Raw genomic sequence first — 14,352 nt, 5'->3', positions numbered from 1 at the left:
ATTGTTAACTCGATGTTTGCTTGCAACTGGTTAATTTCTCTCCTGATTACTCTCTCTTAACATCCGTATCCAATACTGGTTGATCTAGATCAATGTGATGGATTTTTGTGCAAATTCCGCGCATAAACATTGATGTATATCAAAGCGCGTTACGGCTATAAACCTTTTGAAACAATCTGTTTTTACAAGTAATATTAGCCCCAGCTATATTAGCTGATGCTTAACAATTAACTAACCAATGAAGCACATTTTTGCAACAATGAGTTGTGATAATTCAACATTTTTCAAGTGTAAATAACACCTGAATATGGATTGCAATATGTAGAGAGTGTCATTCAGCCGACACATAGGAGTTACCATGATTGACGTAGTTGATCTATCGCGGTTGCAGTTTGCACTGACAGCGATGTATCACTTCCTATTCGTACCATTGACCCTTGGTATGGCCTTCCTTCTGGCCATTATGGAATCGATGTACGTAATGACGAACAAGCAAATCTATAAGGACATGACCAAGTTCTGGGGTAAGCTATTCGGTATTAACTTTGCACTTGGTGTGGCGACAGGCCTTACCATGGAGTTCCAGTTTGGTACGAACTGGTCTTACTACTCCCACTATGTAGGTGATATCTTCGGTGCACCGCTAGCGATCGAAGCACTTGTCGCATTCTTCCTGGAGTCAACTTTTGTTGGTCTATTCTTCTTCGGGTGGGATCGTCTATCTAAACGCCAACACTTAGCGGTTACCTGGCTTGTGGCACTAGGCTCTAACTTCTCTGCTCTTTGGATTCTTATCGCAAACGGCTGGATGCAAAACCCAGTAGGCGCAGATTTCAACTTCGAAACCATGCGAATGGAAATGGTGAGCTTCTCTGAGGTTGTACTAAACCCAGTTGCTCAGGTTAAGTTCGTGCATACGGTTGCTTCTGGTTACACTTGTGGCGCAATGTTTGTTCTAGGCATCAGTTCATACTACCTATTAAAAGGTCGTGACATTGCGTTTGCTCGTCGTTCGTTTGCTATTGCTGCTTCTTTCGGTATTGCAGCTATCTTATCTACCATCGTTCTTGGTGACGAATCTGGCTACGAGCTTGGTGAAGTTCAAAAAGTGAAACTCGCTGCAATTGAAGCAGAGTGGCACACTGAACCTGCACCTGCCGCATTTACGTTATTTGGTGTTCCTAACCAGGAAACGATGCATACCGATTACGCAATTAAGATCCCTTACGTAATGGGTATTATCGCGACACGCTCTTTTGATGAGCAAGTAACAGGTCTTCGTGATTTACGTGATGAACACGTCGATCGTATTCGTGACGGCATGTACGCTTATGAACTTCTAGAGAAGCTTCGTGCGGGCGACAAGTCAGAAGAAAACATGACTGCGTTTGATGAAGTGAAAGGTGACCTAGGTTACGGTCTACTTCTAAAACGCTACACAGACAATGTTGTTGATGCAACAGAAGAGCAAATCCAAGCTGCTGCGGACGACTCAATCCCAACAGTATGGCCGCTATTCTGGTCATTCCGTATCATGGTTGCTTGTGGCTTCATCATGTTGTTTGTCTTTGGTGCGGCGTTTATCCAAACGTGTCGTCAGAAGATTGAACAGAAACAATGGATTCTAAAAGCTGCACTATTTAGCATTCCACTACCTTGGATTGCAATTGAAGCGGGTTGGTTCGTCGCTGAGTACGGCCGTCAGCCTTGGGCTGTAGGTGAAATTCTACCAGTGCATGTTGCAGCTTCTGCGCTAACTGCAGGTGAAATCTGGACTTCACTCTTCGCAATTCTGGCGCTATACACGGTATTCCTGATTGCAGAAGTTTACCTAATGTTGAAATTCGCTCGTAAAGGCCCAAGTAGCCTGAAAACGGGTCGCTACCACTTCGAGCAAAATGCTGACTCTGTTGAAGACAAAGTTAGTCGCCAAGTAGAAGCGTAAGGTAAGGAGATAACAAGATGTTTGATTACGAAATCTTGCGACTCATCTGGTGGGTACTAATCGGTGTTCTACTAGTTGGTTTTGCAGTAACAGACGGCTTCGATATGGGTGTAGGCGCGCTTGTACCTATCATCGGTAAAAACGACACGCAACGCCGTGTCATGATTAACTCAATTGCTCCTCACTGGGATGGTAACCAAGTTTGGCTTATCACTGCTGGTGGTGCACTGTTCGCAGCTTGGCCTTTGGTTTACGCAACGTCATTTTCAGGCTTCTACTTAGCGATGATTTTGACACTAGCAGCGCTATGGCTTCGTCCTCTGGGCCTAGACTACCGCTCTAAAATCGAAGATCCAAAATGGCGCAATACCTGGGATATCTGTATCTCAATCAGTGGTTTTGTTCCGCCAATCATCTTTGGTGTGGCGTTTGGTAACCTTCTACAAGGTGTACCATTCCAATTGAGTGAGTTCTTGATGCCAACATACCATGGCTCATTCTTTGGTCTACTAAATCCATTTGCACTGTTGTGTGGTCTAGTAAGCTTATTCATGATTTTGATGCAAGGTTCTACTTGGCTACAAATGAAAACAACAGGCGAAGTGCATGTGCGTGCGCGCAACGTTGCTCAGTTGGCTGGTTTACTGACGGTTGCTGCGTTTGTAGCGGCTGGTTTCTGGATCCAAAATATCGATGGTTACGTCATTGTTGGCGGTATCGACACTAACGCTGCTTCTAACCCTCTAAACAAAGAGGTTATCCGTGAAGCTGGTGCGTGGATGAAGAATTTTGAAAACTACCCATTACTATGGGCTGCTCCTGTACTAGGTGTTGCAATGCCGCTTCTCGCTGTATTGGCATCTCGTCTTGAAAAATGTGCGATTTCGTTCATTACTTCAAGCTTGGGTGTTGCTGGTGTTATCTTTACTGCAGGTTTTGCGATGTTCCCATTCATCATGCCTTCAGACTTAATGCCAAGCCACAGCTTAACAATGTGGGATGCAACGTCATCTGAGCTGACTCTGAACCTAATGACAGGCGTTGCGTTTGTTATGGTGCCAATCATCCTTGGTTACACATCTTGGACTTACTACAAGATGTTTGGTCGCCTTGATGACCAGTACATTGAAGACAACAAAAACTCACTTTACTAAGGAGCATTTACTATGTGGTATTTCGCATGGATTCTAGGTGTACTACTTGCTTGTGCATTCGGTATCATCAACGCTCTTTGGCTAGAGCACTCAGAAATGATGGATAAAGACAGTGAGTAACCTCGCTGATAAGGTAGCGAAACTTCACGCACCAATGGATAAGACTCTGCTACGAGTCTTATCTCTCATCCTTGGCTTTATGCACGTAGGATTGGTGATGTGGGACCCTGAAGCTTACCATCAAGCAATTGGTGGTTTTAACTCAATCATCGCACCAGCACTGATTTGGTCTGTATGTTCAAGCATGGTGTATGGGGTGGGCTTCAAGCCAAGAAACTGGTACTGGCAAGTTTTGTTTAGTCCTTATTTCTCGTTAGCTATCTTAATTTATCTAACGGCACTTTATTTCATTTAGGCTGAAATATGCTGTAATAAAGTCGGTTACTAAATCACCGAATAAAAGCTAGGTATCTCGCCTAGCTTTTATTTTTTCTACAAATTTCAAAAATATTTCCTTAGCTCGGTACCAATTGCTGTCGCTTCAGTTATAGTAATTACTTTAAAGAATTGAATATATTGGTACTCCCTTGCAAGGCACATCAAATCTCTTTCACTGGCCGATCACTGTGTACTATGAAGACACTGATGCGGGCGGTGTTGTATATCATTCTAATTATCTAAAATTCTTTGAGCGCGCACGGACAGAGATGTTACGTGCTAAAGGCATTTCTCAACATGTGTTACTGGAACAAAATATCGGCTTTGTTGTCCGACACATGGATATCGATTTCAACCAAGGCGCTAGGCTGGACGAGCATCTGACAGTCGTAACCCGAGTGTCAGAAATAAAACGTGCTTCTCTGCAATTCTGTCAAGAGTTGGTCAATGATCAAGGCAAGATATTGTGCAAGGCCTCGGTTAAGGTAGCATGTATCGATAATAAGAAAATGAAACCAATAGCTATTCCAACCTTTATAAATTCGGAGCTAACAAATAGTGACTGCTGATATTTCCATTTTAGATCTCTTTCTTCAGGCCAGTCTGTTGGTAAAGCTTGTGATGCTGACGTTGCTTGGCATGTCAATTGTGTCATGGGCAATGATCATCAAGCGCAGCAAAGTGCTTTCTCAAGCATCAAAAAATGCAGAGCAGTTTGAAGACAAATTTTGGTCGGGTACTGATCTTTCTCAGCTTTACCAAAAAGTAAAAGCGCGTAAAGACGAAATTGAAGGCACAGAAGAAATCTTCTACGCAGGTTTTACAGAGTTTGCTCGCCTACGTAAGAGCAACGCAAATTCACCAGCTTACATCATGGAAGGCACTGGCCGCGCAATGCGCGTTGCTGTTTCTCGTGAAGTAGATGAGCTAGAAACAAGCTTACCGTTTTTGGCAACAGTCGGCTCTATAAGCCCTTATATCGGCCTATTTGGTACCGTTTGGGGCATCATGCACGCCTTTATTGCGCTGGGTGAAGTAAAGCAAGCTACGCTGTCTATGGTTGCACCGGGTATCGCCGAGGCACTTATCGCGACAGCGATGGGTCTATTTGCGGCTATTCCGGCAGTAATGGCGTACAACCGCCTAAGCAATAAAGTGAGTAAACTAGAGCACACTTACGCAACATTTTCTGAAGAATTCCACAGCATCCTTCATCGTCAAGCGATGGCTGGCCGAGACAGCGCGGATAAGGAATAAAGCATGGCGGGTTATCAACCTAAAAAGCGAAAAATGACAGCGGAGATCAACGTTGTTCCGTATATCGACGTAATGCTCGTACTGTTGATCATTTTTATGGCGACCGCTCCATTTGTGACTCAAGGCGTCGACGTTGATCTTCCGAAAACATCGACCGCAGAATCTATGCAAGACCTTGCTGGCGAGACTGACAGTAGCTTTATTATCATCGAAATTGATAGCGAGGGTAATTTAGGCCTAAGCGTAAATGATGAAGAAGTTCAGCGAGGTTTGTCGTTGCAAGATGTTATTGTGCGAGTGAAAGCGGAGCGAGAGGTTAAGCCGGATTCACCAGTTGCGGTAGGTGGCGACGCGGCAACACCATATGCCGATGTTGTTCTATTGCTAGATGAACTAAGTCGAGCTGGTATCCCTAAGGTAGGTCTAATGACCGATATCAGGGAATAGACATCAATTATCTATGAAAGATCACAAGAAGAAACCCAACCAATACGCCAAACCGATAGCAATATCGGTTGGTTTGCATGCAATTCTAGTTGCAGCCCTGCTTTGGGGGACGGACTTCAACATGTCTAAACCAGAGCCTACAGGGCAAATGGTTCAAGCTGTTGTCATCGATCCAAAACTTGTGCAGCAACAAGCGAAAGAAATTCGCCAGCAACGCGAAAAGGCAGCGAAAAAAGAACAAGAGCGTCTTGATAAACTGAGACGCGAAGCAGAGCAGCTAGAAAAAAACCGCAAAGCTGAAGAAGAGCAAATTCGCAAGTTGAAAGAGCAGCAAGCGAAAGATGCTCAAGCGGCGCGAGAAGCAGAAGCTGCACGTAAGAAAAAAGAGCAAGAGCGCAAGCAGGAAGAAGAACGTGTTCGCAAAGAAAAAGAGCGAGCTGCTAAGCTAGAAAAAGAGCGCAAGGAAAAAGAAGAAGCCGTGCGTAAAGCTGAGCAGGAGCGTTTAGCAAAAGAAGCGGCTATAGCAAAAGCTGAGCAAGAACGTTTGGCTCGTGAAAAAGCAGCAAAAGAAGCGGAAGAAAAAGCACGTCGTGAGCGTGAAGCTGCTGAAAAAGCTGAACAAGAGCGCATTGCAAAAGAGAAAGCGGCAAAAGAGGCAGCGGAGCGAGAGCGTAAAGCGAGAGAAGCAGCTGAGCGTGCCGAGCGTGAGCGTAAAGCTCAAGAAGCCGCGTTAGATGATATTTTTGCGGGTCTCGAGGATGAGGTCAGTAAAAACAGTGCTGCGCGCAATCAATTTATTGACGACGAACTTTCTCGTATGTCATCCATCTATACTCAAAATATTCAGCAAAAGCTGATTAAGGATGACTACTTGCTGGGAAAGGAGTGTAGGGTAAACATCAAATTGATTCCGACAGGAACTGATATGATGGTCTCTGGTGTTACCGTTTTGAGTGGCGATACTCGAGTATGTGCTGCGGCGAAGCGAGCAATAGCTCAGGTAGGGACGTTCCCTAAATCTTCAGAATCAGCGGTCAATGAAAGACTAAAAGACATCAACATAACTGTTGCTTTGGACTAAAAGGAATAAGACGTGATTAGACGCCTTTTACTAGGAATGTTTGTACTGTTTAGCAGTATGACAAATGTGGCGAATGCCGCATTAGAGTTGGTCATTACCGATGGTATTGATTCAGCACGACCAATTGCTGTTGTTCCGTTTAAGTGGGAGGGCACACAAGCGCTTCCAACGGATGTTTCTGCTGTTATCGCCTCGGATTTACAACGTAGTGGTAAATTCAGCCCAGTTCCAACGAGCAAAATGCCACAAACACCGTTCAGTGAATCAGAAGTTAATTTTGATGCTTGGACCAATTTAGGTGTGGATGCGCTATTGACTGGTTCAATCAAGCAAAACGACCAAGGTGACTACGTTATCAACTATCAACTTGTTGATATTGTGCGTGGTCAGTTAACAGGTGGGAAGAGTAAGGCGCTTGGTAGTGACGGTGAATTGGTTCTGTCAAAAGATCATGTGCTGTTCAATAAAGTAGCCACTGTTCAAGGGCCTCGTATGCGTGAGTACGCTCACCGTATCTCTGATTTGGTGTATGAACAGTTAACTGGCGACCGTGGCGCTTTCATGACTCGTATCGCATATGTGGTAGTGAACGATAAAGACCGTTTCCCTTACCAACTTCGAGTCGCTGATTACGATGGCTACAATGAGCGTCTGGTTTTACGTTCTAAGCAACCATTAATGTCACCAGCGTGGTCACCAGATGGTAAAAAGCTTGCGTATGTTAGCTTCCAAAATGGCCAAGCAGAAATCTTCATCATGAACATCTACACCGGTGAACGTGAGAAAATTACTTCATACCCACGTCACAATGGTGCGCCAAGATTTTCGCCAGATGGCAATAAGTTAGCGATTGTTCTTTCTAAAACAGGCTCGCTTCATGTTTATACGTTTGACCTTAACACTCGTAAGCTGACGCAAATTACGCGTGGCAGATCAAATAATACGGAACCGTTCTGGCATCCGGATGGAAAATCGTTGATTTTTACATCGGATAGGGGTGGTAAACCACAGATTTATCAAGTAAATTTGGGCAGCGGTTCTATTGACCGTTTGACTTGGCAAGGCAGCCAAAATTTGGGTGGTCAGATTACTCCTGATGGGCGATTCCTAGTTATGGTGAACCGCAGCAACGCAGGATTTAATTTGGCGAAACAAGATTTGGAAACTGGTGCTCTTCAAGTCTTAACTAAGACCTTGCTTGATGAGTCTCCTAGTATTGCCCCAAACGGTGGCATGGTTGTGTATAGCTCGATTTACAACAAGAAAAACGTACTATCGATGGTGTCAATTGATGGTCGATTCAAAGCTAGATTACCGGCAACAAATGGGCGTGTTCGAGCGCCTGCATGGTCACCGTTTTTGTAGTAATAAGTTTGATTAATAAAGGAAAATAAGATGCAACTGAACAAGGTTCTAAAAGGGCTACTAATCGCGCTTCCTGTAATGGCTGTTACAGCGTGTAGTTCAAGCGACGACGCTGCTTCTAACACTGGTGCAGCAACAAACAACAATGGCGCAGTGGAAACAACAGTAGCTACGCCAATTGATCAAAGCGGTCAGTTGACAGAGCAAGAGCTAAAAGAGCAAGCGCTACGTGAAACTCAAACAATCTACTTTGCTTTTGACAACTCAACAATTGCAGCAGATTACGAAGAGATGCTAGCGGCTCACGCTTCTTACCTAAGCAAGAACCCAGCACTTAACGTAACTATCGAAGGTCACGCTGATGAGCGCGGTACACCTGAGTACAACATTGCTCTAGGTGAGCGTCGTGCAGAAGCAGTAGCGAACTACCTACAAGCACTAGGTGTTCAAGCTGACCAAATCTCAATCGTTAGCTACGGTGAAGAGAAGCCACTTCTTCTAGGTCAATCAGATGAAGTTTACGCTAAGAACCGTCGCGCGGTTCTAGTATACTAATTCGAGGTAATCCTCATGTTCAGTAACACTAAGCGCGCTGTTGCGCTTACGTTACTGGCAAGTGCAGCGAACTTTGCGTTCGCTGCACCAGCTCCAGTATCCGATCTCAACAGCACATCATCCGTCTCTAAGAGCCGTTCATCTGAAACGGAAGTAGAACGTCTAGAACGTTTGCTACAAAATCGCAATCGCGTTCAGCTCCAAATGCAACAGCAAATTGACCAAATGTCACAAGAGATCAGTGAATTGCGTGGTCAATTAGAGCGAAATAGCTACGAAATGAAACAAATGTTGCAACGTCAACGTGAGTTGTTTGTCGAGCTGGATCGTGTTCGTGGAGAGATAAAATCCACACCTGCACAAGAAGCACAACCTGTGAAAACAGGTGGCCAGTACACTCCAAATGTTGATGAGCAAACGGCATATCAGAATGCAGTTGACCTCATTCTCAAAAAGCGTGATTACACTGGCGCAATTGCAGCGTTCCAGCAGTTCCAGAAAGATTATCCTGATTCTACATATTCAGCGAATTCTCACTACTGGTTAGGTCAGTTGTACTTCGCTAAAAAGCAGGATGAGGATGCAGTGAAAAGTTTTGCCGCTGTTGTGTCTTATAAAGACTCCAACAAGCGAGCCGATGCGTTGCTTAAGTTAGGCGAAATCGCTGAGCGTAATAACAATGCAGCTCAAGCGAAAAAGTACTACCAACAAGTGGTTGATGAATACCCAGGTAGTGCATCTGCAAAACTTGCCAGCTCTAAGCTGTAAGACGTTATGTTTTGAAAAGGAAGCCTCGGCTTCCTTTTTCTTTTCCATTTTCTGTTGGTGCAGAACGGCTAAGTCGATAGCAATGATGCAGAGCCTCTGACCTTGTGTTACACCGAATTTCGCTACTCGGAAATGCTACCTGTAACAAAGATATACGGCTAGACCGCTAGAAATCCCCGCGACAAGTTGGTTTTTGAAAATTAACGAGGTTACAATACTCGGATTAAAGGAAGTTGCGTAGAGCAAGAGCAATGAGCCATATATTAGATAAAATCGACACTGTTTACCCATTCCCACCGAAACCAGTTCCATTAAGCGAAGAAGAAAAAGCATCTTACATTGAGCGTATTAAAAAGTTACTCAAAGAAAAAGATGCGGTACTTATCGCACACTATTATACCGACCCTGAGATTCAAGCCCTAGCTGAAGACACTGGCGGGTTTGTTGGTGACTCGTTGGAAATGGCGAAGTTTGGTAATCGTCACCCTGCAAGTACATTGATTATTGGTGGTGTTCGCTTTATGGGCGAGTCGGCCAAAATTCTGACACCAGAAAAGCGCATTCTAATGCCAACGTTGGAAGCGGAATGTTCGCTTGACCTTGGCTGTCCTGCGGATAAGTTCAGCGAGTTTTGTGATGCTCACCCTGATCATACGGTTGTAGTTTACGCAAATACTTCAGCAGCGGTTAAAGCCCGTGCCGACTGGGTCGTTACATCGAGCATTGCGCTTGAAATCGTGGAACACTTAGACGCTGAAGATAAGCCAATTATTTGGGGACCAGACCGTCACCTAGGATCGTACATCGCTAACAAAACTGGCGCAGATATGCTGCTTTGGCAGGGTGAGTGTGTGGTTCATGATGAGTTCTCTGCTGATGCGCTACGAAAAATGAAGAGCGTGTATCCAGATGCGGCTATTTTGGTTCACCCTGAGTCACCAGCAAGCGTCGTAGAACTTGCCGATGCCGTTGGATCAACGAGTCAGCTGATCAAAGCAGCGAAAGAGCTTCCTCACAAACAAATGATCGTTGCGACAGACAAAGGCATTTTCTTTAAAATGCAGCAACTTGTGCCAGAGAAAGAACTTATCGAAGCGCCAACCGCAGGTGCAGGCGCAACATGTCGCAGCTGTGCACACTGTCCTTGGATGGCAATGAACGGTTTGAAAGCAATTGAGAAAGCGCTTAGTGAAGGTGGTGAAGAGCACGAAATTTTTGTTGATGAAGCGCTACGTGTGAAATCACTTATCCCACTGAACCGCATGCTAGATTTTGCTGAGCAGCTAAATATGCAAGTGAAAGGTAATGCTTAAAAAGTAGGCGTAACTGAAAGTAAATCTCAAAAACCAGCCGAATATGGCTGGTTTTTTTGTGTCTTACTATCAATGAGTTACTATTGATGCAATCAATGAATATCGAGGTCATAAATTTATGGCGGTGTGGTTAGTAGTTAAAAAGTGGCTTAGTTCCCACCTTTTTAAATTGAGCAACCGAAGCCTTCTCATCTTTAGTGGCTTATATGTGAGCCTTTCATGGTGGCTGCTGGTTCTCGCTGGTGAAACAGCATTAACAGACAGTTTCGCTAACTTTATCTATTACCTCATGGTTACGGCGAGTACGGTGGGTTATGGCGACCATTCTCCAGTAACAGATATGGGTAAATGGTTTGTCGTACTATTTGTAATCCCCGGCGGTTTGAGCTTATTCGCCGCATTATTGGGGCGTGTCGCTGGAGCAGCGATGGACTATTGGCGAGCGGGTATTTTAGGAAAACGGAGAGTAAGAGTGGAAAACCATATTGTATTGTTGGGCTGGAATGGATCGAGAACGATGCACCTTATTCGCATGTTACAACATGAAGAAGAGGGAAAGCGCCCGATTGTTTTATGCAGCCGTTCAGAAATAGAGAACCCGTTACCTGGCGAAATCAGTTTTATCAAAGTGACCAGTTATACCGATTCGCAAGAAATGAAAAACGCCAATATTGCCGAAGCCGCTTGCATTATTGTGGATAATCTCTCGGACGACATTACCTTGTCAGCCGCTCTATACTGCGCATCTGTAAACCCTTCCGCTCATTTGGTCGCTTACTTTAAAGATGAAGCGCTAGGCCGACTTCTAAGTCAGCATTGCCCGAAAGCGGAATGCATACCTGCTGTTGGCGCAGAAATGTTGGCAAAAGCGGCGGTTGACCCGGGCTCAAGTGCGCTTCATCAGGAGCTTTTGGCTTCAACACGAGGTATGACGCAATACTCAGTTATTTATCCTGAGGGGCAGTCTGCCACCACTATTGAGAATCTCTTCGTTTTTCTCAAAAGACGCCATCATGCCACGCTGATTGCTTTTGATATTGGCGATGGTATTCAACTCAACCCAGATTTAGATGCTGAAGTACCCGCGAGTACCAAGCTGTTTTACATTGCAGATGAACGTATTGAAGATTTTGCCTGGAAAGAAATGAACAAGGAACAATAATGCACATGATTGCCGGCCTGTTAGCAGGCTTCCCAAACTTTTTACTCTATTTCTCTGTTTCTATTATTTTTGTATTGGCGTTTAAGTTCATCTACGTCAAGTTGACGCCATACGATGAGTGGCATCTGATTAAAGAAAAACAAAATACAGCAGCAGCGATTGCGCTAAGTGGGGCTTTCCTTGGTTACTGTCTCGCGATTTCGGGGGCGGCAAAAAACTCAGTCAATATCGTCGATTTTATGGTTTGGGGCGTTGTCGCAATGCTTGCTCAAATTATCGCATTTGCAATTGTACGCTTTATTTTACTTCCGAAAGTGGCAGAGCGTATCGAAAAAGATGAACTGCCAGCCGGTATCGTATTAGCAGCAGTTTCTGTTTCGGTCGGCGTATTGAATGCCGCTTGCATGACTTACTAGGAGGAACGATGAAGCGGAGTTCTAACGTTAAACGTTCTTCCATGGACAAAAGCTTAAAGCTTGGGAAAATTCTTCCCTTTGCTGCCTTTGGTGGTATTTTCTTCTTTGCTACGTACGAGTCAAAAACAGAAGGGTACATTTTTTCTGATGCCGATGAGTGTAAATCTAACTCGCCTGAGTTTAGTGAACAGTGTGACATTGCATACCAAGAAGCTTTAGCTCGTGCCGAACAAAATGCCCCTCGCTACCGCAGCGAGTTCGAATGCGAGAATGATTTCTACGAGGATGATTGTTACTACAGTTCCAGTTCCCGAGCTTATGTACCTAACTTTGGCGGTTTTTTTTACAGTCGCTCATTAAGCGGGTTGAAAGGTTATAACAAGAGCTATTACTCAGAGCCGATGTACCGTTATAAATCCAAATTCTATAATGGAGCAGGACAATTCTTTGGCTCCTACCGAAATCAGCCGACCAAAGTCGCGACGAATAGCCTTAACAAACGTGGTGGCGGCACCATTGGCAGGGCGATGTCTCGAGGCGGGTTTGGTAAAGCGGTGTCGGTCAGTCGAGGCGGTTAAAAAGCACTATGTTTCGACGAGAAATACAAGAGCGCGAAAACTGGCGTGAATTAGCACGCCAGTTTGGTTTTGGTTTCCATACCATGTATGACCAACCGTATTGGGATGAGAGTGCTTACTATCAATTCACGCTTGAGCAAATTGAGCGCGATATAGAAGCGCCCACTGAAGAGCTGCATCAGATGTGCCTGGCTATTGTGGATGAAGTCGTTCGGAGTGAGTGGTTGCTGACGCAATGTGCGATCCCTGAATCTATGTGGGAGCAGGTCGCTTCTTCATGGAGACGAAGCGAACCTTCGCTTTATTCGCGGCTGGATTTCGCGTACAACGGGACCTCGCCAGCAAAATTACTGGAAAACAATGCGGATACGCCAACCAGCTTGTTTGAAACTGGCTTTTGGCAGTGGGTGTGGCTAGAAGATGTTGTAAATAAAGGTCGAGTTCACCAGAGCGCGGATCAATTCAATATTCTTCAAGACTTTTTGATCGAGCGCTTTGCCGAAATAGCAAAATACCAACCAGGACAAACACTTCACTTTAGCTGCTGCAAGTACACTGAAGAAGATAAAGGGACTGTCCAGTATTTAGAGGATTGCGCGCGAGAGGCAGGGTTAGCAACGGCATTCGTGCATGTCGAAGATATTGGAGTGACGGAAGATGGTCTGTTTGTGGATGCTGACGACAGAGCGATTCGTTGGATGTTTAAGCTTTACCCTTGGGAGTTTATGTTTGAAGAGGAATATGCGAAGTACTTAGCGACTGCGAACGTAAACTGGTTAGAACCGATGTGGAAGTCGATTCTATCCAATAAAGCACTTTTACCGTTATTGTGGGAGCGCTTTCCTAACCACCCGAACCTTTTGCCCGCTTATTTTGCTAACGATTCAAAAGCGAACACTATGAGAGATTATGTCATCAAGCCACTATTTTCTCGAGAGGGCGCGAACATCGAGATCGTCATCGATGGAAAACGTTTTGTTAAAACGTCAGGGCCTTATGAATCTCAATTCAATATCGTCCAGCAATACCATCCACTACCTAAGTTTGGGCAAAACCATACGTTAATTGGCAGTTGGTTGGTCAATGATAGAGCTGCCGGTATTTCGATTAGGGAAGACAGTAGCTTAGTGACTCAAGATATGGCGCGGTATATTCCACATGTAATTTTAACATGATCAAAAAAGCTCTCCATTTGGAGAGCTTTTTGTCTATTCAGCCGTTCAATCTTGATGGTCGACAGCGTTGCGTCTATTGTTCTTCAGCTAATGCAACACCGCGCTGGGTAAGACCACATAACATCACTGGCATTGCATTGAAGATTTCCTCAAACTGCTCTAAGCCTTCCATACCTTGTTCGGCCAATGTTTCAATGGTCGTTTCTGGGTCGTAAAGCATAGTAAGAGAAAGTAAAACACCACCGAGTAGGGCATTATCTTCGCTATCCTCAGGCATCAACGTTTCCCAGTCATCACGCGCAAGTTGCCAGCCTTGTAATACACCTTCACAGAAATCGCGAGCCTGACTTGTTACAATGTCTTGCTCATCTAGCGCGCACCCTGCAGGCCACTGCCAAGTGCCTTCTAGGAGAGCGGGACGAGTTTGGTTCCACATTTGTACAATCTCGTCAATGTATTGCTCTAGTTGCTCACCGTCAGTAAATGGCGCTGTTTCTTCTCCACCCCATAAGAATGGCAACCACTCTTGAGGCATTAATACGTTTGGCGCTGCAGCCATCGCTGTTACAAAGCCTTGAGTTTTTGCTAGGTTTAGTAGTTTACCGTCAAGTTCTGGGAGAGAAAGGATGTCTTGTAGTTTCAAAATAGAATACCATTTGTTAATGGGCTGGTTGATTGCGCTCATCTTACCAATCAAT

General features: G+C 44.8%; 17 protein-coding genes. 16 read left to right on the top strand and 1 reads right to left on the bottom strand.

Annotated elements, in window-relative coordinates:
• The first annotated feature begins 358 nt into the window (after positions 1-358).
• The 16 genes from cydA to KI742_RS11200 all read left to right on the top strand — a co-directional run bounded on the left by cydA (position 359) and on the right by KI742_RS11200 (position 13,654).
• Positions 359-1,945, top strand: coding sequence for a cytochrome ubiquinol oxidase subunit I (gene cydA / locus KI742_RS11275; protein WP_285386171.1), 1,587 nt, complete (start codon positions 359-361; stop codon positions 1,943-1,945).
• A gap of 17 nt (positions 1,946-1,962) precedes the next feature.
• The gene (gene cydB / locus KI742_RS11270) at positions 1,963-3,099 is read left to right on the top strand and encodes a cytochrome d ubiquinol oxidase subunit II (RefSeq protein ID WP_006742909.1); all 1,137 of its coding nucleotides are present in this window, start codon (positions 1,963-1,965) and stop codon (positions 3,097-3,099) included.
• Positions 3,100-3,111: 12 nt separating this feature from the next.
• Positions 3,112-3,219 (top strand): cytochrome bd-I oxidase subunit CydX, encoded by a 108-nt coding sequence (gene cydX / locus KI742_RS11265; RefSeq protein ID WP_000270284.1) that lies wholly within the window; start codon positions 3,112-3,114, stop codon positions 3,217-3,219.
• Positions 3,212-3,514: a cyd operon protein YbgE gene (gene ybgE / locus KI742_RS11260; RefSeq protein WP_005378304.1), complete on the top strand. Its 303-nt coding sequence runs from the start codon at positions 3,212-3,214 to the stop codon at positions 3,512-3,514. Before cydX ends, ybgE begins: the two co-directional genes overlap by 8 nt.
• A 172-nt stretch (positions 3,515-3,686) precedes the next feature.
• The gene (ybgC, locus tag KI742_RS11255) at positions 3,687-4,106 is read left to right on the top strand and encodes a tol-pal system-associated acyl-CoA thioesterase (RefSeq protein ID WP_017820044.1); all 420 of its coding nucleotides are present in this window, start codon (positions 3,687-3,689) and stop codon (positions 4,104-4,106) included.
• Positions 4,096-4,794 carry a protein TolQ gene (gene tolQ, locus KI742_RS11250; protein WP_005378301.1) on the top strand — a complete coding sequence of 233 codons (699 nt, stop codon included), beginning with the start codon at positions 4,096-4,098 and terminating at the stop codon, positions 4,792-4,794. Before ybgC ends, tolQ begins: the two co-directional genes overlap by 11 nt.
• 3 nt (positions 4,795-4,797) lie before the next feature.
• Positions 4,798-5,241, top strand: a complete 444-nt coding sequence (locus KI742_RS11245; RefSeq protein ID WP_005378298.1) for an ExbD/TolR family protein — start codon at positions 4,798-4,800, stop codon at positions 5,239-5,241.
• Between the two features lie 13 nt (positions 5,242-5,254).
• Complete coding sequence (tolA, locus tag KI742_RS11240) at positions 5,255-6,322, top strand: cell envelope integrity protein TolA (protein WP_042522108.1); 1,068 nt, start codon at positions 5,255-5,257, stop codon at positions 6,320-6,322.
• 12 nt (positions 6,323-6,334) lie between these two features.
• Positions 6,335-7,687 carry a Tol-Pal system beta propeller repeat protein TolB gene (tolB, locus tag KI742_RS11235; protein WP_005387925.1) on the top strand — a complete coding sequence of 451 codons (1,353 nt, stop codon included), beginning with the start codon at positions 6,335-6,337 and terminating at the stop codon, positions 7,685-7,687.
• Positions 7,688-7,717: 30 nt separating this feature from the next.
• The gene (gene pal, locus KI742_RS11230; protein ID WP_054729597.1) at positions 7,718-8,242 is read left to right on the top strand and encodes a peptidoglycan-associated lipoprotein Pal; all 525 of its coding nucleotides are present in this window, start codon (positions 7,718-7,720) and stop codon (positions 8,240-8,242) included.
• Between the two features lie 15 nt (positions 8,243-8,257).
• Positions 8,258-9,010: a tol-pal system protein YbgF gene (gene ybgF, locus KI742_RS11225; RefSeq protein WP_005378285.1), complete on the top strand. Its 753-nt coding sequence runs from the start codon at positions 8,258-8,260 to the stop codon at positions 9,008-9,010.
• Positions 9,011-9,261: 251 nt separating this feature from the next.
• Positions 9,262-10,323, top strand: a complete 1,062-nt coding sequence (gene nadA, locus KI742_RS11220; RefSeq protein ID WP_017820046.1) for a quinolinate synthase NadA — start codon at positions 9,262-9,264, stop codon at positions 10,321-10,323.
• A 118-nt stretch (positions 10,324-10,441) separates the two neighbouring features.
• Positions 10,442-11,485: a potassium channel family protein gene (locus KI742_RS11215; RefSeq protein WP_213963977.1), complete on the top strand. Its 1,044-nt coding sequence runs from the start codon at positions 10,442-10,444 to the stop codon at positions 11,483-11,485.
• On the top strand, positions 11,485-11,901 hold the full coding sequence (locus tag KI742_RS11210; protein WP_005378281.1) for a DUF350 domain-containing protein: 417 nt from the start codon (positions 11,485-11,487) through the stop codon (positions 11,899-11,901). The genes KI742_RS11215 and KI742_RS11210 overlap by 1 nt, the downstream gene beginning before the upstream one ends.
• Positions 11,902-11,909: 8 nt before the next feature.
• Positions 11,910-12,479: a DUF1190 domain-containing protein gene (locus KI742_RS11205; RefSeq protein WP_025766906.1), complete on the top strand. Its 570-nt coding sequence runs from the start codon at positions 11,910-11,912 to the stop codon at positions 12,477-12,479.
• An 8-nt stretch (positions 12,480-12,487) separates the two neighbouring features.
• The gene (locus KI742_RS11200; RefSeq protein ID WP_285386174.1) at positions 12,488-13,654 is read left to right on the top strand and encodes a glutathionylspermidine synthase family protein; all 1,167 of its coding nucleotides are present in this window, start codon (positions 12,488-12,490) and stop codon (positions 13,652-13,654) included.
• A 73-nt stretch (positions 13,655-13,727) separates the two neighbouring features.
• On the opposite strand, the gene KI742_RS11195 is transcribed toward KI742_RS11200, so the two are convergent.
• Positions 13,728-14,339, bottom strand: a complete 612-nt coding sequence (locus KI742_RS11195; RefSeq protein WP_005378278.1) for a YecA family protein — start codon at positions 14,337-14,339, stop codon at positions 13,728-13,730.
• Positions 14,340-14,352 lie beyond the last annotated feature (13 nt).

Source organism: Vibrio sp. D417a, from assembly GCF_030248595.1.
Taxonomy (GTDB): Bacteria; Pseudomonadota; Gammaproteobacteria; order Enterobacterales; family Vibrionaceae; genus Vibrio; species Vibrio alginolyticus.
The sequence above is the reverse complement of the archived record's forward strand: the minus strand, read 5'-3'. Positions and strand labels throughout refer to the sequence as shown.